Here is an 18,289-nt window from a genome sequence, read left to right on the forward strand (position 1 = left end):
GATTCATATCGTACGGCTGTCGAAGCGCCTTGAGGAGCCCGCCATGATGCTGATCACCGGAGCGACCGGAAACGTGGGCCGCGAAGCGATGCGGCTGCTGGGCGACCGGGCCGCGGGACTGTCCCGGGACCCGGCCCGTACCACGCCCCTGGAGACGATCGCGCACGTCGAGGCCGTGCTCTACAGCCCTCGGGCGGCCACGCCGGAGCTGCTCACCCGGGCTGCCGAGCGCGGCGCCAAGCGGGTCGTCGTGCTGTCGGCGGCCACGGTGGCCCACCCGGTCGGCGACCCCCGCTTCATCGCGGAGTTCACCGCGGCGGAGCAGGCGGCGCAACGCTCGCGTCTGGAGTGGACGATCCTGCGGTGCACCGACCTCGCCGCCAACGCGCTGGCCTGGGCGCCGCAACTGCGGCGGGGCGAGGTCGTACGCGGGGCCCATGCGGCGGCGGTGACCTCGACGGTGGATGAGCGGGACGTGGCCGCGGTGGCCGTACGGGCGCTGCTGGAGCCGGAGCACGCCGGGCGGACGTACCTGCTCACCGGGCCGCAACCACTCACCCAGGCGGCCAAGGTCGACGCGATCGGCCGGGCCACCGGCCGGGAGCTGAGCTTCGCGGAGATCACGCCGGAGCAGGCGCGCCAGGGCATGCTCGCCGCCGGCCTGCCGGCCGAGATTCCCGACCGTCTGCTGGGCTCGCTGGCCGACTATGCGCGCACCCCGGGCCCGTCGTCGACGACGGTGGCCGACGTGCTCGGCCGCCCGGCCCGGACGTTCGCCGAGTGGGCCACCGACCACGCCGAGCAGTTCCGCTGACCGGAGTTTGCCGTCATTCCCGCATCGGCGGGCCGGCCGTCGAAAGCGGATCCTCCTCACCGGTTGATTCGACCAGCGCACACGTGGTGAGCGAGACCCGCCGATCACTGCTGCTGAACTCGATCGCCATCCGGAGCATGTGCCCCCGGATGCGTTCCAGCGGCGAGGCGTCGTCGTGCCCGAGCGCTTCAGCCTGGTCGGACACGCATCGTCACCAGGCTCGAGGTGCAGAAATGGAAAGCAGCGAAGAGGTCGTCCGCGAGGCATACCGGCTGGCGGAAGGCATTCCCGACTCCGGCCGGCGAGATCCGTCCGACCGGTAACCGTATCGACGTGCCGACGGCGGATCTCCGGTATCTCCGGGACGGAATCGAAAGCTTCAACTGCTACAACGCGGCCAATGTGCTGCTCGCTCAGATCGGGGCCGGCCCCGACTTCAAGTCGGCCGTCGAGCCGGCCAAAGCAGCCACCACAGCGGGATAGCTCCCCCAGGCCGGCGGCTAGAGCGGTTGCACGCCGAAAGGCAGCTCGCCCGTCGCGATGTGGTCCAGCAGGGTCGCGCGCAGCGCCTCCGCCGCGTGCGGGAGCACCGCCCGGCGCCGGTGCGCGAGCGCGATCGTGCGGCGCATCCCCGGCGGCGCCAGCGGGGTGGCCCGCAGCAGCGGCCGGTTGACCAGCACCATGCTCGGCACCAGCGCCACCCCGAGGCCGGCCTCCACGAAGGCGAGCACCGCGTCCATCTCGCCGCCCTCGACCGCGAAGCGCGGGGTGAAACCCGCCCCCCGGCACGCCTCCAGGGTGACGTCGCGCAGATCGTAGCCGGGCCGGAACATCACCAGCGGGGTGTCGCGCAGCTCGGTGAGGGCGAGCTGCCGGTTGGCCGTCGGCGGCGGTCCGGCGGCGACCGAGGCGACGACCAGGCTCTCGCGCAGCACCGGGGCGGCGTGCAGGGCGGGGTCGACGCCCTGCTCCGGGTGGACGATCAGCGCCAGGTCGAGGTCCCGGGCCAGCAGGTCGGTGATCAGGTCCTGCGAGCTGCCCTCGTTGACGTGCAGCTCGATGTCCGGGTGCTCGGTGCGGAACCGGCGCAGCACGGTGGGGACCAGCGACGAGCACAGGCTGGGGGTGGCGCCGACCCGGACCCGGCCGCGGCGCAGCCCGACGATCTCCTGCACGGCGTCGCGGGCGGCGTCCGCGTCGGCGACCATCCGGCGGGCCAGCGGCAGCAGGGTTTCGCCGGCGGCGGTGAGGGCGACCGCGCCCCGGACGCGTTCGAAGAGCGGCGCGCCGAGCGTCTCTTCGAGGGTGTGAATCTGCTTACTTAAAGTTGGCTGGGAGACGCTCAGCGAGTCAGCCGCTTGGGTGAAATGCCGGGTTTCTGCTACTGCTACGAAGTATCGGAGCTGTTGTAACTGCACCTTGATAGCTTACGTCTATGACGACCCCGACGATCATGCATTAGACGAATCGCCCGCGGCTTCCTAGCGTTCAGGGGGTGGCGGTAGACATCAGCACTCCAACTCCCCGGGCGACGGCCGAGCCGGCCCGCAAGACGCCGGCCCGGAAGCCGGCGCTCAAGCCGCGCCGGGGCGCGCGCTCCTCGCTGGCGTTGAAGATCCTCATGGCAGTGACCGGGCTGCTCCTGGTGGGCTTCCTGTACGCCCACATGATCGGCAACCTGAAGATCTTCTTCGGCGCCGAGACCTTCGACCACTACGCGCACTGGCTGCGGACCATCGGCACGCCCCTGCTGCCCCAGGACTGGTACCTGTGGATCCAGCGTTCCGTGCTGACCTTCGCGGTCGTCGCGCACATCGTGGCGGCCACCGTCCTGGCCCGCCGCGCCCGCAAGGCCCGGCCCGTGCGCTACGTGCACCGGCCCAAGGTCCAGGGCAGCTACGCGGCCCGGACGATGCGCTGGGGCGGCGTGATCATCCTGCTGTTCGTGATCTACCACATCCTCGACCTGACCACCGGCACGCTCAACCCGAACGGCAAGCCGGGTCAGCCGTACGCGAACGTCGCCGCCGACTTCGCGCCCGACCGCTGGTACGTGACGCTGTTCTACACGCTGTCCATCGTGGCCGTGGGCTTCCACCTGCGGCACGGCCTGTTCAGCGCGGTCCGCACGCTGGGCCAGCGCACCGCCCGCGGCGAGCGCATCGCCCGCGGCGCCGCGCTGCTGCTCTCCGTCGTCCTGGTGGTCGGCTACCTGTCGGTGCCGTTCGCCGTGCTCACCGGATTGGTGGACTGACCATGAATCTCTGGACCGAGGGCGAGGACATCGCCGACCGGGCCGCTCCGGACGGGCCGATCGAGACCCGCTGGGAGCGCCGCAAGTTCTCCGCCAAGCTGGTCAACCCGGCCAACCGCCGCAAGCTGTCCGTCATCGTGGTCGGCACCGGCCTGGCCGGCGGCTCGGCCGCGGCGACGCTGGCCGAGGCCGGCTACAAGGTGCGCTCGTACTGCTACCAGGACAGCCCGCGACGCGCGCACTCGATCGCCGCGCAGGGTGGCATCAACGCCGCCAAGAACTACCGCAACGACGGCGACTCGGTCTACCGGCTGTTCTACGACACGGTCAAAGGCGGCGACTTCCGCGCCCGCGAGTCCAACGTGTACCGGCTGGCCGAGGTCAGCGTGAACATCATCGACCAGTGCGTGGCCCAGGGCGTGCCGTTCGCCCGCGAGTACGGCGGCCTGCTCGACAACCGGTCCTTCGGCGGCACCCAGGTGTCGCGCACCTTCTACGCACGGGGGCAGACGGGTCAGCAGCTGCTGCTGGGCGCGTACCAGGCGATGGAACGGCAGATCGGGCTGGGCAACATCGAGATGTTCGCCCGGCACGAGATGCTGGAACTGGTCGTCGTCGACGGCAAGGCCCGCGGGGTGGTCGTCCGTGACCTGGTCACCGGCGAGATCACCACCGACCTGGCCGACGCGGTCGTGCTGGCCTCCGGCGGCTACGGCAACGTCTTCTTCCTCTCCACCAACGCCAAGGGCTGCAACGTCACCGCCTCGTGGCGGGCGCACCGCAAGGGCGCGCTGTTCGCGAACCCCTGCTACACGCAGATCCACCCGACGTGCATCCCCGAGTCCGGCTCCCACCAGTCGAAGCTGACGCTGATGTCGGAGTCGCTGCGCAACGACGGCCGGGTCTGGGTGCCCAAGCGCGGCGACGACAAGCGCGCCCCGGGCGACATCCCGGAGGAGGACCGCGACTACTACCTGGAGCGGATCTACCCCTCGTTCGGCAACCTGGTCCCCCGCGACATCGCCTCCCGCGCGGCGAAGAACGTCTGCGACGAGGGCCGCGGCGTCGGCCCGGGCGGGCTCGGCGTCTACCTCGACTTCGCGGACGCGATCGAGCGGCTGGGCCGGCCGGCCGTCGAGGCCAAGTACGGCAACCTCTTCGAGATGTACCAGCGGATCACCGGCGAGGACCCGTACGAGGTCCCGATGCGGATCTACCCGGCCGTGCACTACACGATGGGCGGGCTCTGGGTCGACTACGACCTGCAGTCGACCATCCCGGGCCTGTTCGTGATCGGTGAGGCCAACTTCTCCGACCACGGCGCCAACCGGCTCGGCGCCTCCGCGCTGATGCAGGGCCTGGCCGACGGCTACTTCGTGCTGCCGAACACGCTGAACAACTACCTCGCGTCCGGCCCGTTCGACAAGATCGACGAGTCGCACCCGGAGGTCGTCGCCGCCCGCGGCCAGGTCGAGGACCGTCTGGCCCGGCTGCTGGCCGTCAACGGCGACCGCACCGTCGACTCCTTCCACCGCGAGCTCGGCCGCATCATGTGGGAGTACTGCGGCATGGAGCGCACCGAGGAGGGCCTGACCAAGGCCATCGGCCTCATCCGGGGCCTGCGCGAGGAGTTCTGGCAGCGGGTCAAGGTGCCCGGCACCGGCGAGCAGCTCAACCAGAACCTGGAGAAGGCCGGCCGGGTCGCCGACTTCTTCGAGCTGGGCGAGCTGATGTGCATCGACGCGCTGCACCGCGCGGAGTCGGCCGGCGGTCACTTCCGCGCCGAGAGCCAGACCCCCGACGGTGAGGCGTTGCGCCACGACGACGAGTACAGCTACGTCGCGGCCTGGGAGTTCGGCGAGACGCCCGTGCTGCACAAGGAACAGCTCGACTTCGAATACGTTCACCCCAGCACCCGGAGCTACAAGTAATGGACATCCAGGTACGCGTGTGGCGTCAGCAAGGTCCGCAGGACAAGGGCCGCATGGTCAGCTACGACGTCAAGGACATCTCCCCCGACGCGAGCTTCCTGGAGATGCTCGACGTCCTCAACGAGAAGCTCATCCTCGACGGTGACGACCCGGTGGCGTTCGACCACGACTGCCGCGAGGGCATCTGCGGCTCCTGCGGCGTCATGATCGACGGCGTGGCGCACGGCCCGGAGCGGGCCACCACCGCCTGCCAGCTCCACATGCGGCACTTCAAGGACGGCGACACGATCGACGTCGAGCCGTGGCGGGCGGCACCGTTCCCGGTCATCAAGGACCTGGTCGTCGACCGCAGCGCCTTCGACTCGATCATCCAGGCCGGCGGCTACATCACGGCCCCGACCGGCACGGCCCCGGACGCCCACGCGACCCCGGTCCCCAAGCCGGACGCGGACGCGGCCTTCGAAGCGGCCACCTGCATCGGCTGCGGCGCCTGCGTGGCCGCCTGCCCGAACGGCTCCTCGATGCTGTTCACCGCGGCCAAGGTGGCCCACCTCAACCTGCTCCCCCAGGGCCAGCCGGAACGCGACACCCGCGTGGTCGACATGCTCCAGGCTCAGGACGACGCGGGCTTCGGCGGCTGCACCAACATGGGCGAATGCACCACGGTCTGTCCGAAGGGGATCCCGCTGACGCTGATCGGCCGCCTCAACAACGACTACCGCAAGGCCCTCGGTAAGAAGTAACGCAGCACGGAAACGGAGTTGGGCACGGTCGATGACCGTGCCCAGCTCTGTGTCAGCGCGCGGTGATGACCACCTCCGGGTAGCGCGGCGAAGCCCGGTCCAGCAGCGGCTGCGGCCGGTGGCGCAGGTGCCGGTCGAAGAACGCCCGGTTGTACCGGCGGGTGAGCTCCAGCGAACGGGCACCGGTGGTGGTCGCCCCCAGGTCGATGCCGAGCTGGTCGGCCAGCAGCGTCAGGTCGGTGAAGGACCCGTGCACGGTGCCGGCCACCACGATCCAGCGCCGCCAGCCGGTCAGCCGCTTCCAGTCGTCGTCCCACGAGACGTCCCGGCCGCCCGGTGAGTGCTCGGCCTGCGTGCCCAGGAACAGGAACGGCCGGGACAGCCCGGCGGACGGGACGATGCCGCGCGTCGTACCGTCCATGTCGATCCCCGCGTCGATGCGGGCGTCACCGGCCATCGCCGCGATCGCGCTCGCCCCGCCGGCCGAGTGACCCGACATCGCGATCCGGGAGGCGTCGATCAGCGCGCTGCCCCGCCAGGCCGGCCTCGGCCCGGTCAGCCGGTCGAGCACGAACGAGACGTCGGCGGCCCGGCCCGCGTACAGCTTGCGGAAGAACGCGTCGTCCTCGGTGAGCTCGCAGGCGGCGCAGGTGGCGATCCGGCCGCCGGGAAAGGTGACCGCGTACGTCTCATGGGTGTGGTCGATCCCCACCACGACGTAGCCGTGACTGGCCAGGTCCTCGGCCAGTCCGGTCAGCGTGCCGCGGGGCTGGGTGTAGCCGGGCGAGAGCACCACCAGGGGCAGGGTGTGGGCCCGGCCCGCGGGACGGGCATCGACGGACGCATAGGTGCGGACCCGGCTCAGGGTGTCCGCCGGCAGGTCGGTGATCCGTTTGCCGGCCAGGTAGAGCTCGGACTCCCGCGGTGACATGTATTCGGCCCGGCGCCCGCCCGGCGCGGCTGCCGGATACCAGATGCTGACCATGAGCTCGCGCGCGGCCGAGCCGGGCACCCAGGGGTCCGGGCGGGACGTGTCGGTCAGGTGGATCGCGGTGGTGCCGACCGGATGGTGGCCGGTCGGCCGGACCAGCTGCGGGACGTCCGCGGCCCGGGCCGGCGCCGGGACCAGCAGTCCGGTGGTGAGTACGAGGGCAACGCAGGCCAGTTTCATGTCGGCCCCTTTCCACGAGGGAGTCATTCGGTGCGCAGTGCGGTGACCGTGCGGGTGCCGGCGGCCCAGCCGGCCGGGAGGAGCGCGCCGCCGACCGCGATGACCAGCCCGCCGAGGCCGAACAGCAGCAGCTCGGTGGAGCCGTAGACGTCCACGATGGCCGCGGGCAGGGTGAAGCCGGCGGTACCGCCCATGGCGCTGAGGACCGCACGCTGCAACGCGACCCCGACCGCCGCGCCGATCACGCCGCCGATGACCCCGGTGACCAGCACCGAGGAGATGACCATCGTGGTCGTCTGCCGCGGCGTCATTCCGAGGGCCTTGTGCACGCCCAGGTCGTGTACGCGCTCGCGGGTGTCCAGCACGACGACGTTCAGCACGCCCAGGCCGGCCACGACCACCAGCAGGAGGCTGAGCAGGGCGGTCAGCGCGTCGATGATCAGTACGAGCTCGTCGGTCTCGTGCTCGACGGGACGGGCCTCCGCGCCGAGCGACCGCAGCGCCGTATCCAGGGTGGAGGCGTACGCCCCGATGTCGGTCCCGGGCCGTACGGAGACGAGGAAGGTCTCCGGTGACAGGCCGGGCTCGGCACCGCGCAGGGTCGCGAGGTCGGTGAGGATCTGCATGCCCCGGTCGTCGGTGTTGAAGGCCTCGCCGACGATCCGGGCGGTGACGTCGGTGCCGTGATCGGTGAGCACGACGGTGTCGCCGACCTTCTTGCCGGCAGCGGTCAGGAACGGGGTGGACACCACGATCTGACCCGGTCCGGTCAACCAGTTCCCGGCGACCATCCGGTAGTAGCGGGCGCCGTCGGTGCCGGTCAGAGCGACGGTGGTGAGCGGACCGGTGATCCCGGCGACGGTCACCTCGGTCCGGGCCTGACCCACGTAGCCGCCGGTACCGGCCTGCGCGGTGATCGCCGCGACGACCCCGGCCGAGTCGGTCAGCGGCCCCGGTCCGTCCGGCATCGGCTGCGGGCCCGGGCCGCCCGGTCTCGGTCCCGTCGCCTCCATCCGGGGCTCGATCCGCACGTCGGCGAGGTCCTCGGCCTCCTGGATCAGGCTCAGCGACGTACCGAGACCCACAGCGAACGTCACGGCGGCGGCGCCGAACGCGATCGCGGCGACGATGCCGGCCGACCGCAGCGGCCGGGCGAAGGGATGGGCGAGACCCAGGCTCATCGGCCGGGGCACCGGGAACCGGCCGGCCAGCCGGGCCGCCCACTGACCGCGCCCGGGCCGGGGCGTACGGCCGACCGCGAGCGCGTCGACGCTGCGCAACCGGCCGGCCCGCGCGGCGGCGGCCCAGGCGGTCAGCGTCACCACGACGAGCGCGCCGCCGGCCACCACCGCGTCGACCCACAGCGCCACCCCGTTGTCGGAGGTGCCGTACAGCCGGTTGGTCTCGGCCAGGACCGGAAGGGTCAGCAGGTTGCCGGCGACGACACCGAGCACGGCGCCGGCCGCGGCGGGGATCAGCGCCTGACCGACGTACGCCCGGACGACCTGGGCCGGGGTGAAGCCCAGCGCCTTGAGGATGCCGATCCGGCGGGTGCCGGTGCTGACCGCCCCGGCGATCACGTTGCCGATGATCAGCACCGCCATCACCACGCCCAGCACCCCGAACGCGATCAGGAACGGCACCAGCAGCGCGGCCCGGCCGACCGCGTCTTGCCGGGTGGCCAGCCAGGACACAGCTCCGGTGAGGGCACCGGCGGGCACGGTGGCGGCGACCGCCGTACGGGCCGCGTCGACCTGCGCCGCGGTGCCGGCGGCAGTGAGGCGGTAGAGCATCTGGTAGCCGGCCGCGCCACGGTCGCCGGTCCAGGCGGTGACCTGCCCGGGGGTGGCCCAGGCGTCGGCGGTGCGGCTGACCGAGCGGGCGATGCCGACCACGGTCACGTCGGGGCTGCCGGGCGGGTCGGCGACCGTCCACACCGTACCGATCGGGATCGGTGGTCCGCGGAAGCGGCTGTCCTCGGCCAGCACCAGCTCGCCCGGGGCCGTGGCCCACCGGCCCGCGGTCAGGGTGACCCGGTCGACCGGGCCGTCCGCGGCGGACCGGCCGACGACGGTCATCGGTGGCCGCGGGTGGCCGCCCGGCCCCCGCGCGCTGAGCTGGGTGGTGGGGAACGGCCCGGCCGCGGCGTCGATCCCGGCGGCCCCCGCGGACGCCGTCAGCTGCGCCACGGTCGTCTTCGCCGGGTCGAACTGGGCGGTCAGGTGCGCGCCCCGCTGCTGGCCGAAGGCCCGATCGAACGGCGCCCGGGAGGCGACCAGCAGGGAGCCGCCGAGCACGGCCGAGGTCACCGCGATCAGCACGACCATGGTGATCACCACGGTCTGGACCCGGTGGCGGCCCGCGCCGGCCCGGACCACCCGTGCCAGCGTGCTCATCGGACGGTCGCCGTCGTGTCCGCGGCCACCCGGCCGTCGCGGAGCTGCACCGTACGGGTCGCGCAGTTCTCGGCCAGCGCCAGGTCGTGCGTGACCAGGACGATCGTCTGACCGTCGGCGTGCAGCTCGGTGAGCAGCCGCTGGACCTCCCGGCCGGCGGCGGTGTCCAGGGCCCCGGTCGGCTCGTCGGCCAGCAGCAACGCCGGCCGGTTCATCAGCGCGCGGGCCACGGCGACCCGCTGCCGTTCCCCGCCGGACAGCCGGCCCGGATACGCGGCCGCGTGCCGGTCGACGCCGAGCACGGTCAGCAGTTCGGTGGCCCGGCGCTGCGCGGTGGTCCGGGCCATGCCGGCGAGCTGGGCCGGCAGCATCACGTTGTCGGCGACGGTCAGGTCGTCGAGCAGGTTGAAGAACTGGAACACCAGGCCGATCCGGGCCCGCCGGTATCGGGCCGACGCCGCCTCGCCCAGCTCGTCCACGGCGACGCCGTCCACCGTGACCGTGCCGGTGCTCGGGCGGTCCAGCCCGGCGATGAGGTTGAGCAGCGTGGACTTGCCGCTGCCGGACGGGCCGAGGATCGCCACCGACTCCCCCGGCTGCACGGTCAGGGACAGCTCCCGCAACGCCGGGGGACCGTCGTCGTAGCGTCGGGTCACGTCCCGTAGTTCGATCAAGGGCGCACTCATGATGGTCTCCTCGGTTCGTCGGACGGTTGACGCTAGGGGCGGGCCCGGACCGGACACATCGACAGCGGGAGGCATCTTCGGTACCGCATCCGGATGAGCCCGGCGCGGCGTCATCCCTGAGATGTAGGCGAGCGAGGTAGCGCGCACCCGTCCGGGGACGGATACCGCGGGGCCGCCACGGCGACGAGAATGAACCGGTGACCGCACGTGCGCTGCTGAGCCGGCTGCGGGCCGGAGCGCGGGCGCTGATCCGGCCGGCCGGCCCGCTGCCGCCGCTGTCGCGGCGGGGCCAGGTGTTCGATGTCCTGCTGGCCCTGGCGCTGGGCATCGCGGCGATCCAGGCCGGTGACGAGGGCATCCAGGACCGGGTCGGGCTGGTCAACTGCCCGGTCCCGTACCCCGGTCCCGGTCCGGTGCCGCGGTGCCAGCCGGTGTGGCCGCCGTTCCTGCCGGTCGACGACGGTCAGTCCGCCGGCCGGACGACCCTGCTGCTCCTGCTGGTGGTGCTGCCGCTGGTGTTCCGGCGCCGGTATCCGCTGGGCGTGCTGTGGGTCGTGCTGGCCCTGGCCTCGGCGGTCAGTGACAATCCGGCGGCGTTGCGGTTGTCGTTCTTCGCGTGCGTCATCGCGGGGTACACCGCCGCGGTGTTCAGCCCGTACCGGTTGCCCGCGCTGGCGAGCCTGCCCGTGGCCGCGGTGCTGCACAACACCCTGCAGTCGGACGCCAGCTCGGTGTCGGACAGTGCGGTTCCGTACCTGATCCTGCTGCCCATCGCCGTCGCGGCCGACGGCCTGCGCCGGTGGAAACACCGCGCCGACGAGGGGCAGGCGCGGATGGCGGTGATGGCGCACGAGCAGGCCGAGGCGGTGCGCCGGGCCACCGAGCACGAACGGGCGCGGATCGCCCGGGAGCTGCACGACGTGGTGACGCACAACGTCAGCGTGATGGTGATCCAGGCCGGCGGCGCCCGCAAGATCATGGACTCGGCGCCCGAGCAGGCGAAGGAGGCGTTGCTGGCGGTCGAGGCCAGCGGCCGGTCGGCGATGACCGAGCTGCGCCACGTGATGGGCCTGCTCACCATGCAGGGCGAGGGCCCGGAGCCGGCGAGCGAGGCGGACCTGGCGCCGCAGCCGGGTCTCGACGGGCTCGACGGGCTCGTGCAGCGGATGCGGGACACCGGCGTGCCGATCGAGCTCACCCGCCGCGGGCACCGGATGCCGCTGCCGTCCGGTGTCGAGCTCACGGTCTACCGGCTGGTGCAGGAGGCGCTGACGAACATCGTCAAGCACGCGGCCGGCGCCTCGGTGCGGGTGACGCTCGCCTACGGCGACGACGACGTGCAGGTCGAGGTGGCCGACACCGGTGGCCGGTCCGGTACCGCGGCCGCCACCGGGGCCGGGCGGGGGCTGATCGGCCTGCGCGAACGGCTCGCCGTCTACGGTGGGGTCCTGCAGGCGGGACCGCGGCTCAGCGGCGGATACCGCGTCCATGCCCGGATCCCGGTGGAGGTGTCGTGACCACGGCGCTGCGGGTGGTGGTCGCCGACGACCAGGCGCTGGTCCGTGCCGGCTTCCGGATGATTCTCACGGCGGACGGCATCGAGGTGGTCGCCGAGGCGAGGAACGGGGCCGAGGCGGTCGAGGCGGTCCGCCGGCACCGGCCCGACGTGGTGCTGATGGACATCCGGATGCCCGAGATGGACGGTCTGGCGGCCACCCGGCAGATTCTCTCCGGCACCGGTGCGGCGCCGCGGGTCATCATGCTGACGACCTTCGACCTCGACCACTACGTGTACGCGGCGCTGACCGCCGGAGCCAGCGGCTTCCTGCTCAAGGACGTCACCCCCGAGCACCTGGTGAACGCCGTACGGCTGGTCCGCGACGGCGACGCGATGCTGGCCCCGGCGATCACCCGGCGGCTGGTCGAACGCTTCGCCCAGCGCGACGCCGACGTGCCGGTGGTGCACCGCGACCTGGGCGTCCTGACCCCGCGCGAGCTGGAAGTGCTCGGCCTGCTGGCGCACGGGCTGAGCAACTCCGAGCTGGCCGGCCGGCTGCATCTGTCGGAGGCGACCGTGAAGACCCACGTCGCCCGGATACTGGCCAAGCTCGGCCTGCGGGACAGGGTCCAGGCCGTCGTCGTCGCGTACCGCACGGGCCTGGTCAATCCGTGACCCGGGGGCAGGTGATCGCCGAGGTCGCGGCCCGGATCCCGGCGCCGGCCGGCGCCGTGCGGGTCGCCGTGGACGGCGTCGACGGGGTCGGGAAGACCACGTTCGCCCGGGAGCTCGCCGCCGCGCTGCGCGCGCTGGGGCGGCCGGTCGTGCACGTGTCCGCCGACGGCTTCCATCAGGTACGGGCCATCCGGCATCGGCGGGGACGCACCTCGCCCGAGGGCTTCTGGCTGGACTCCTACGACTGTCCGGCGCTGGTCTCCGACGTGCTCACGCCGTTCGGGCCGGGTGGGGACCGGCGGTACCGCAGCGCCGTGCACGACGTCGCCACCGACGAGGTGCTCGATCTGCCGTGGGTGCAGGGGCCGGCCGACGCCGTACTCGTCGTGGACGGATTGTTCCTGCACCGCGACGAGCTGGCCGCGTACTGGGACTTCTCGATCTTCCTGACCGCGCCGTTCGCCGTCACCGCGCGGCGGATGGCCCGGCGCGACGGCACCCACCCGGACCCGGACCATCCGAGCATGGCCCGGTACGTGCAGGGTCAGCGCCTGTACTTCGCCGCGTGCCGGCCGTGGGAGCGCGCCGACCTGGTGATCGACAACAGCGACATCGACCGGCCGGTGCCGGGCGTGGGACAGAGGTAGAGGTTGCTGGGGACCGTACTGGCGGCGATCGGTGTCTTCGCGGGCACCAACGTCGACGACATCATCGTGCTCACCGTGCTGTTCCTGGCCGCCCGGGCGGCGGGCCGGCCGCGGCCCTGGCAGATCTGGGCCGGGCAGTACGCCGGCATCACCGTGCTCGTGACGGTCTCCGCGCTGGCCGCTCTGGGCCTGGCCCTGGTCCCCGACGAGTGGGTCGGCCTGCTCGGGCTGGTCCCGATCGCGCTCGGCGTCCGTGGCCTGATCGGCGCGGCCCGCGGCGGTGACGGCGACGACTCCCCGGTGGCGGCCGGGAACGCGCTCGCGGTGGCCGGCGTGACGATCGCGAACGGCGCGGACAACATCGCGGTCTACACGCCGATGTTCCGCACGCTGGGCGCCGGCGGCAGTGTCGTGGTGGTGCTGGTCTTCGCGGTGCTGATCGCGGTGTGGTGCGCGGCGGCGTCCTGGCTCGGTTCGCACCGCCGGATCATCGACCTGGTCCGCCGGCACGGGCACTGGCTGGTGCCGCTGGTCTTCATCACCATCGGCCTGGTGATCCTCGTCGAGTCGGGCGTGCTGAGCCGCCTGTTCTGAGCAGCGGCCGCGACGCCGGACGCGTCATCGGATCCGGCGCCGCGCGACCGGACCGTCAGGCCGCCGGCACGGGCTCGCGCGCCTCGGGCTCGGCGCCCTCCGCCACCGGGGTGGCTGTGTTGTGCTTCAGAGCCAGGTAGAAGCAGAGGATCGCCGGGACTGCGATCAGCAGGACCGGCAGGGCGCTGCCGGTCAGGTAGATCGACACGGCCATCAGCAGCACCCCGAAGATGATCTCCGCGCGGTTCGCCACCAGCGCCTGGCGCAGGGTGATCCGCTGGTCCTCCTTGGGGGTCACCACGAACACCGACTTGCCGAAGGCCGAGGTCACCGAGGCCCGGAAGCTGATGAACAGCATCGAGCCGTACAGCAGGATCGTGTGCAGCAGATACCAGGCCAGGCGCAGCTTCGGCATGGCGCGGAAGTGGAAGATCACGTCGTTGAGCATCGGCGCCAGCAGGAACAGCGCCGTCGGGGCGAGCATCCACAACGGGTATTCGATGCGGTAGCCCAGCACCGGCAGCACCACCACGTGGATGGCCACGTAGATCGAGAACACCGCGGTCAGCGGCAGGTTGTAGGTGAACAGCACGATGTCGAGCTTCTCGAACCAGCTCATCCGCGAGCGCAGGATCACCGCGGTGTAGCGCTTGATGAACTCCATGTTGCCCTGGGTCCACTTCGAGTGGCGCTTCTTGAAAGCCAGGTAGTCGACCGGATACTCCTCCTCGCACACCACGTCGGGCGCGAAGACGGTGTAGTAGCCGACGTCCCGGGCGGCGATCGAGAAGCACAGGTCCTCGGCGACCACGTGCGGGAAGCCACCGGCCGCGGTGTAGCACTCGCGGCTGACCATCGCGCCGTGCCCGAGCAGCGACAGGAAGCCGTGCCGGTCCTTGACCGTCTGGTACGCGATCCAGTGCGAGTCCACGCCGATCGAGAACATCCGCATGAACGCGTTGCGGTTGCGGGTGGCGATGTGGTTGGCCTGCACGATGCCCGCGTTCGGGTACGCCGCGAAGTAGTCCAGGCTGCGCCGGATGTAGCCGGGCGGGATGATCTCGTCGCTGTCCAGGATGACGAAGTAGTCGTACTCCGCCGTACCCAGGTAGTTGTTGAGATTGCCGGCCTTGAAGCCGGCCCGGTCCGCCCGCCGCACCACCCGGACGCCGTGCTCGGCGCCGAAGGCGTCGACCTGGGCGAGGTATTCCGGCTTGGACGAGTCGTCCAGGATGACCACGTCGACGTTGCCGTAGTCCTGGCCCATGCTGCGCAGCAGGCTGTCGGCGGAGAAGTCGTTGCAGGTGCAGTAGACGAGCACGACCCGGGGCTGGGCCGCCGACGCCCGGCGCGGCACCGGCCGCGACCGCCGGGCCGAGACCAGGTGGTAGTAGAGCGTGTAGACGACGTCCTTGGTGCCGTTGAGCCAGAAGTACGCGATGAAGACGGTGCTGGCCACGACCAGCGCGACGATCGGCCAGCCGGCCCGGGTGGCCGCGTCGAGCTGGTCGAGGGAGGTTTCCAGCAGCGCCGCGAGCAGCACCGACCAGCAGCCCAGAATGATCAGGTAGAGCCGGGGGGACTTGGTCATCAGGAGCCGTCCCGTCGCCGCTTGAGCCGGTCGCCGATCGCCAGGACCGCGCCGATGCCGACGAACAGCGCGCCGCCGACCGTCACCGCCGTCAGGCTCGCGGTCTGCCCGAGAATGGTGATCCCGCTGCCGGTGAGCGCCAATGACGCCGAGTTGTCGTACATGATTGTTCCTCCCCTGGAAGTTGCTGCCGGGACCCACCTTGGACCGGCGATATTAATGGCGGGTAAAACGGTTCGTTCGCCCGCGTTTCACGCCGGCGGCGGTGCCGCATTGTTTCACCCGGATGAACTCTGTCAATATTTGACGGCCCGGCCGCCGGGGCAGGTCAGCCGGGTATTGTGGGGCCCACGGAAACGTTGTGTCCATACCGGAGAAATGGCGGCATGACATTTAAGCTGGCCCATGTGCTGACCCTCACACTGGCGGTGCTGCCGCTCACGGCGTGCGGGTCGGACGGCAACCGGCCGGCCCGCGCCTGCCCGACCGGCACCCCGGCCGCGCTGACGCCGTATCCCGGCCCGGCCGGCTGGATCCAGGGCGCCACCTGGTCACCGACCGCCGACGTCAGCGGTGATCTGCGGCGGATGCGCGACGAGCACGCCATCGACACGGTGAACGTCTACGGCCTCGAGACCTGGGGCCGGTCCCGCCTCGACGAGTTCTTCGCGGCGCTGACAACGTTGCGGATGCGCGCGGTCGTCCGGGTGGAGGCGTACGACCCGGCGACGTTCGCGTTCCGCCCCGAGGACGCCGCCGAGGTGCTCGACCGGCACCGTGAGCTGCTCAGTTACGTCCAGGACAAGCCGGTGGCCTACCTGGCGCTGAACATGCCGGTGGACGACCCGCGGGTGCAGGCGCGGCTCGGCGGGGTCAACTCGGAGCTGTCCGGGCGCCGCCAGGTCGCGTACGCGAAGGAGCTGGTCGCCCTGGTCCGGCCGCACGCCGGCCCGGTGCCCGTCTTCGTGGGCCTGTTCTACGGCTGGGACGGGTCGTACCGCATCCCGTCCTATCGCGACAGCGGCGCGGACGGGTACGTGCTGACCAGCTACAGCTATCCAGGCGGCCGGGTACCGCGGGCCGGCAGCAGCGCGGAGGAGCTGATCGACGCGCCGCGGCTACGGTCGGCGGCGGATCGGGCGGTGGCCGCCCAGCCGGGATCCCCGATCGTCGTCGAATACGGATTCCAGACCTTGGCCGGGCACGACTCGATGCCGGATCAAACCGCGGGATTAGTGGCCGACGTCACGGTTAAACGCGCGGCCCTGCGCGCGACCACGCATTTCTATTGCTCGCGGTACCCGGCCGTCATCGGCACGACGTATTTCGGCTACAACGTTTTCAAGGCGGAGGGAAATCCGCCGCGAACTCTCGACTACGGGTTGACGACGCCACCGCCGGAAACACCACGGCCCGCCCCGGGCGGTCGATGACCGTCGGGGCGGGCCGGGCCCGAAGTTCGGGGATCAGGCGATGAACTTGCGGCGGCGGCGCAGCAGCAGCAGCAGGGTCGCGCCCCCGCCGACCAGGGCCACCCCGACCGCGGCGATGCTGCTGACGGCGGCGCCGGTCAGGGGCAGGCCACCGCCGCCGGTCCCGGTGCCCGCGGCCGGCGTGGGCGACGGGGTCACGGTGGGGGTCGGCGTGCTGTCGCCGGTGGCGGTGTCCGTCGGCGTGGCCGGCACGTCACCGGGCGGCGTGGTGGTCGTTGTCGTGGCCGGCTGGGTGGTCGCCAGCGGGATGGCCACCCACGCCATGCTGTTGGCCCACGAAGACGATGTCGTCGTCGTCCGCGGCGCCGGCCTCGATGACCACGGTCTTGTCCGCGGCACCGTCCTGATCGGTGTCGAACACGCCCGTCTGGCCGGCGTTGCCGGGCAGGTTGAGGACCCAGACGTCCCGGTCCGGGTACGGCCCGCCGCCCAGGTTGGCGCTGCACTCGTGTTCGTAGGTCGCGGCGGTCGCCGGGACGTTGCCCGGATTGACGGCGACGACGGGGGCGGCGGACGCCGTGGCGGCGAGAGCGAGGGAGGCGCAGCCGCCGAGGGCGGTGGCTGTCGGGCCCGGTTACCTGCCAATGTGCACAGTTGCCCCGGTCTGCTGCCCGGACCGGGACCGGACGGCCACGACCGCCGCGGCCAAGCAGAGGGTGGCGCCGGCCAGCAGCACCGGGCGGGCTCCCCACCGGACCGCCGCCGCGCCCAGCGGAGTGGCCAGGGCGATCGGGCCGAACATCAGCGTGTTCGCCGTCGCCGCGACCCGTCCCAGCAGCTCGGGCGGGGTGTGGGTCTGCACGGCCGTGACCGCCGCGACCAGCGTCCAGGGCAGACCGATGCCGCCGATCACCCCGCCGACCAGCAGCGCCGGCCACCACGGCAGGCAGCGCGCCCCGAGACCCACCGCGAACAGCGCCGTCCCGGCCACGCCCGCGACCGTCACACCCCCGCGGCTGATCAGCCGCCCGACGAGAAGGCCGCCCACGACGGAACCGGCGCCCTGGGCGCTGAGCAGCAGACCGAAGAAGGTCGCGGCCAGGCCCAGGTCGACCGTCACGACCTCGTACTGGGCGGCGGTGGCGAGGCCGGACATGGCGATCGAGACCGCGGCCAGCGTGACGGTCACCCGCAACAGGGGGTGCCCGGCCAGGATGGCGAGGCCGGCGCGCAGTCCTCGTCCGGACGGGGCCTTCGTGCTGGTCGCCGCCGGGGTGGTGGTCAGGCGCAGCGCGGCGTAGAGGACTGCCACGATCACCGGCAGCGCCGCGCTGAGGACGGCGACGGCCGCGCCGCCGCGCCATGCGTAGAGGCCCGCGCCGGCCAGCGGGGCGACGAGCTTCATGCCTTCCTGGGCGCTGGACCGCCAGCCGTTGACCTCGCCGAGGGTGCCGGCCGGCAGGGCCGCCGGCAGCAGGGCCGACTCCCCCGCGTCGAGCAGGACGTAGCTGATCCCGTACGCGAGGGAGACGGCGTAGATCAGCCAGCTGCCGGCCGGGGTGCGTACAGCCAGCAGGCTCAGCAGGGACGCGGCCAGCACGAGATTGGTGGCGATCAGCAACGGGCGGCGGGGCACCCGGTCGAGCAGGCCGCCCAGCCACGGCCCGGCCAGCACCGGCGCGTAGACGCAGAGGCCGGTCAGTGCCGCCCGGCTCGCCGAGCCGGTCAGGTCCAGCATCCAGATGCCCGCCACCAGGGACATCACGGTGCTGCCGAAGCCGGACAGCAGCGAGATCGCCACGAAGAGCACGACGTTGCGACGCATGCCGTCCATCCTCAACAGGTGAGTCGTTCCG

The 18,289-nt window shown here is 72.0% G+C and carries 20 protein-coding genes; 10 read left to right on the forward strand and 10 right to left on the reverse strand.

The features are described from left to right. Nucleotides 1-43 precede the first annotated feature (43 nt). Nucleotides 44-814 (forward strand): NAD(P)H-binding protein, encoded by a 771-nt coding sequence (locus ACWEOZ_RS19435; RefSeq protein WP_451912068.1) that lies wholly within the window; start codon nucleotides 44-46, stop codon nucleotides 812-814. Between the two features lie 13 nt (nucleotides 815-827). Here the strand turns inward: ACWEOZ_RS19435 and ACWEOZ_RS19440 are convergent, their stop codons facing one another. Continuing rightward, entirely contained in the window at nucleotides 828-1,019 is a 192-nt protein-coding gene (locus ACWEOZ_RS19440) for a hypothetical protein (RefSeq protein WP_451912069.1), read from the reverse strand. Nucleotides 1,020-1,039: 20 nt separating this feature from the next. On the opposite strand from ACWEOZ_RS19440, the gene ACWEOZ_RS19445 reads away from it, so the two are divergent. Then, entirely contained in the window at nucleotides 1,040-1,297 is a 258-nt protein-coding gene (locus tag ACWEOZ_RS19445; RefSeq protein ID WP_451912070.1) for a hypothetical protein, read from the forward strand. A gap of 17 nt (nucleotides 1,298-1,314) precedes the next feature. On the opposite strand, the gene ACWEOZ_RS19450 is transcribed toward ACWEOZ_RS19445, so the two are convergent. Beyond that, nucleotides 1,315-2,238: a LysR family transcriptional regulator gene (locus ACWEOZ_RS19450; protein ID WP_451912112.1), complete on the reverse strand. Its 924-nt coding sequence runs from the start codon at nucleotides 2,236-2,238 to the stop codon at nucleotides 1,315-1,317. A gap of 197 nt (nucleotides 2,239-2,435) precedes the next feature. Between ACWEOZ_RS19450 and ACWEOZ_RS19455 the strand changes: the two genes are divergently transcribed. From ACWEOZ_RS19455 to ACWEOZ_RS19465, 3 genes are read left to right on the forward strand one after another with little or no spacing between them, the layout of a single operon-like run. After that, a complete protein-coding gene (locus ACWEOZ_RS19455) occupies nucleotides 2,436-3,068 on the forward strand; it encodes a succinate dehydrogenase cytochrome b subunit (protein WP_451912113.1) in 633 nt (210 codons plus the stop codon). Between the two features lie 2 nt (nucleotides 3,069-3,070). After that, nucleotides 3,071-4,999 carry a fumarate reductase/succinate dehydrogenase flavoprotein subunit gene (locus ACWEOZ_RS19460; RefSeq protein WP_451912071.1) on the forward strand — a complete coding sequence of 643 codons (1,929 nt, stop codon included), beginning with the start codon at nucleotides 3,071-3,073 and terminating at the stop codon, nucleotides 4,997-4,999. Then, nucleotides 4,999-5,742, forward strand: coding sequence for a succinate dehydrogenase/fumarate reductase iron-sulfur subunit (locus tag ACWEOZ_RS19465; RefSeq protein ID WP_451912072.1), 744 nt, complete (start codon nucleotides 4,999-5,001; stop codon nucleotides 5,740-5,742). The genes ACWEOZ_RS19460 and ACWEOZ_RS19465 overlap by 1 nt, the downstream gene beginning before the upstream one ends. A gap of 52 nt (nucleotides 5,743-5,794) precedes the next feature. Here ACWEOZ_RS19465 and ACWEOZ_RS19470 read toward each other — a convergent pair whose 3' ends face one another. Genes ACWEOZ_RS19470 through ACWEOZ_RS19480 form a run of 3 tightly spaced genes read right to left on the reverse strand, consistent with a single transcriptional unit; the run spans nucleotide 5,795 to nucleotide 9,995 of the window. Next, nucleotides 5,795-6,913 (reverse strand): alpha/beta hydrolase family protein, encoded by a 1,119-nt coding sequence (locus ACWEOZ_RS19470; RefSeq protein WP_451912073.1) that lies wholly within the window; start codon nucleotides 6,911-6,913, stop codon nucleotides 5,795-5,797. 23 nt (nucleotides 6,914-6,936) lie between these two features. Continuing rightward, nucleotides 6,937-9,309 carry an FtsX-like permease family protein gene (locus ACWEOZ_RS19475; RefSeq protein WP_451912074.1) on the reverse strand — a complete coding sequence of 791 codons (2,373 nt, stop codon included), beginning with the start codon at nucleotides 9,307-9,309 and terminating at the stop codon, nucleotides 6,937-6,939. After that, nucleotides 9,306-9,995: an ABC transporter ATP-binding protein gene (locus ACWEOZ_RS19480; protein ID WP_451912075.1), complete on the reverse strand. Its 690-nt coding sequence runs from the start codon at nucleotides 9,993-9,995 to the stop codon at nucleotides 9,306-9,308. Before ACWEOZ_RS19480 ends, ACWEOZ_RS19475 begins: the two co-directional genes overlap by 4 nt. 197 nt (nucleotides 9,996-10,192) lie before the next feature. Here ACWEOZ_RS19480 and ACWEOZ_RS19485 point away from each other — a divergent pair, with 197 nt between their 5' ends. Genes ACWEOZ_RS19485 through ACWEOZ_RS19500 form a run of 4 tightly spaced genes read left to right on the forward strand, consistent with a single transcriptional unit; the run spans nucleotide 10,193 to nucleotide 13,409 of the window. Further along, a complete protein-coding gene (locus ACWEOZ_RS19485) occupies nucleotides 10,193-11,512 on the forward strand; it encodes a sensor histidine kinase (RefSeq protein ID WP_451912076.1) in 1,320 nt (439 codons plus the stop codon). Next, nucleotides 11,509-12,168 (forward strand): response regulator, encoded by a 660-nt coding sequence (locus ACWEOZ_RS19490; protein ID WP_451912077.1) that lies wholly within the window; start codon nucleotides 11,509-11,511, stop codon nucleotides 12,166-12,168. The genes ACWEOZ_RS19485 and ACWEOZ_RS19490 overlap by 4 nt, the downstream gene beginning before the upstream one ends. Continuing rightward, complete coding sequence (locus tag ACWEOZ_RS19495) at nucleotides 12,165-12,815, forward strand: uridine kinase (protein WP_451912078.1); 651 nt, start codon at nucleotides 12,165-12,167, stop codon at nucleotides 12,813-12,815. Before ACWEOZ_RS19490 ends, ACWEOZ_RS19495 begins: the two co-directional genes overlap by 4 nt. A 3-nt stretch (nucleotides 12,816-12,818) precedes the next feature. Beyond that, nucleotides 12,819-13,409, forward strand: a complete 591-nt coding sequence (locus tag ACWEOZ_RS19500) for a cadmium resistance transporter (protein WP_451912079.1) — start codon at nucleotides 12,819-12,821, stop codon at nucleotides 13,407-13,409. A gap of 55 nt (nucleotides 13,410-13,464) precedes the next feature. Here ACWEOZ_RS19500 and ACWEOZ_RS19505 read toward each other — a convergent pair whose 3' ends face one another. Together ACWEOZ_RS19505 and ACWEOZ_RS19510 are read right to left on the reverse strand one after the other, a co-directional pair. After that, entirely contained in the window at nucleotides 13,465-15,000 is a 1,536-nt protein-coding gene (locus ACWEOZ_RS19505) for a glycosyltransferase (protein WP_451912080.1), read from the reverse strand. Continuing rightward, on the reverse strand, nucleotides 15,000-15,164 hold the full coding sequence (locus ACWEOZ_RS19510) for a hypothetical protein (protein ID WP_451912081.1): 165 nt from the start codon (nucleotides 15,162-15,164) through the stop codon (nucleotides 15,000-15,002). The genes ACWEOZ_RS19505 and ACWEOZ_RS19510 overlap by 1 nt, the downstream gene beginning before the upstream one ends. 222 nt (nucleotides 15,165-15,386) lie before the next feature. On the opposite strand from ACWEOZ_RS19510, the gene ACWEOZ_RS19515 reads away from it, so the two are divergent. Then, nucleotides 15,387-16,433: a hypothetical protein gene (locus ACWEOZ_RS19515; RefSeq protein ID WP_451912082.1), complete on the forward strand. Its 1,047-nt coding sequence runs from the start codon at nucleotides 15,387-15,389 to the stop codon at nucleotides 16,431-16,433. A gap of 33 nt (nucleotides 16,434-16,466) precedes the next feature. Here ACWEOZ_RS19515 and ACWEOZ_RS19520 read toward each other — a convergent pair whose 3' ends face one another. The 3 genes from ACWEOZ_RS19520 to ACWEOZ_RS19530 all read right to left on the reverse strand — a co-directional run bounded on the left by ACWEOZ_RS19520 (nucleotide 16,467) and on the right by ACWEOZ_RS19530 (nucleotide 18,258). Continuing rightward, a complete protein-coding gene (locus ACWEOZ_RS19520) occupies nucleotides 16,467-16,748 on the reverse strand; it encodes an LPXTG cell wall anchor domain-containing protein (RefSeq protein ID WP_451912083.1) in 282 nt (93 codons plus the stop codon). Then, entirely contained in the window at nucleotides 16,687-16,854 is a 168-nt protein-coding gene (locus tag ACWEOZ_RS19525) for a hypothetical protein (protein ID WP_451912084.1), read from the reverse strand. The genes ACWEOZ_RS19520 and ACWEOZ_RS19525 overlap by 62 nt, the downstream gene beginning before the upstream one ends. Before the next feature lie 213 nt (nucleotides 16,855-17,067). Further along, nucleotides 17,068-18,258: an MFS transporter gene (locus ACWEOZ_RS19530; RefSeq protein ID WP_451912085.1), complete on the reverse strand. Its 1,191-nt coding sequence runs from the start codon at nucleotides 18,256-18,258 to the stop codon at nucleotides 17,068-17,070. Between the last annotated feature and the right edge of the window lie 31 nt (nucleotides 18,259-18,289).

Source organism: Actinoplanes sp. NPDC004185, assembly GCF_053603475.1.

What these genes read in the sequence shown, in the direction of transcription:
- ACWEOZ_RS19435 (WP_451912068.1), top strand. Translation starts at nt 44, where the DNA reads ATGATGCTGATCACCGGAGCGACCGGAAACGTGGGCCGCGAAGCGATG.
- ACWEOZ_RS19455 (WP_451912113.1), top strand. Translation starts at nt 2,436, where the DNA reads ATGGCAGTGACCGGGCTGCTCCTGGTGGGCTTCCTGTACGCCCACATG.
- ACWEOZ_RS19460 (WP_451912071.1), top strand. Translation starts at nt 3,071, where the DNA reads ATGAATCTCTGGACCGAGGGCGAGGACATCGCCGACCGGGCCGCTCCG.
- ACWEOZ_RS19465 (WP_451912072.1), top strand. Translation starts at nt 4,999, where the DNA reads ATGGACATCCAGGTACGCGTGTGGCGTCAGCAAGGTCCGCAGGACAAG.
- ACWEOZ_RS19470 (WP_451912073.1), bottom strand. Translation starts at nt 6,913, where the DNA reads ATGAAACTGGCCTGCGTTGCCCTCGTACTCACCACCGGACTGCTGGTC.
- ACWEOZ_RS19475 (WP_451912074.1), bottom strand. Translation starts at nt 9,309, where the DNA reads ATGAGCACGCTGGCACGGGTGGTCCGGGCCGGCGCGGGCCGCCACCGG.
- ACWEOZ_RS19480 (WP_451912075.1), bottom strand. Translation starts at nt 9,995, where the DNA reads ATGAGTGCGCCCTTGATCGAACTACGGGACGTGACCCGACGCTACGAC.
- ACWEOZ_RS19505 (WP_451912080.1), bottom strand. Translation starts at nt 15,000, where the DNA reads ATGACCAAGTCCCCCCGGCTCTACCTGATCATTCTGGGCTGCTGGTCG.
- ACWEOZ_RS19510 (WP_451912081.1), bottom strand. Translation starts at nt 15,164, where the DNA reads ATGTACGACAACTCGGCGTCATTGGCGCTCACCGGCAGCGGGATCACC.
- ACWEOZ_RS19515 (WP_451912082.1), top strand. Translation starts at nt 15,387, where the DNA reads ATGACATTTAAGCTGGCCCATGTGCTGACCCTCACACTGGCGGTGCTG.
- ACWEOZ_RS19530 (WP_451912085.1), bottom strand. Translation starts at nt 18,258, where the DNA reads ATGCGTCGCAACGTCGTGCTCTTCGTGGCGATCTCGCTGCTGTCCGGC.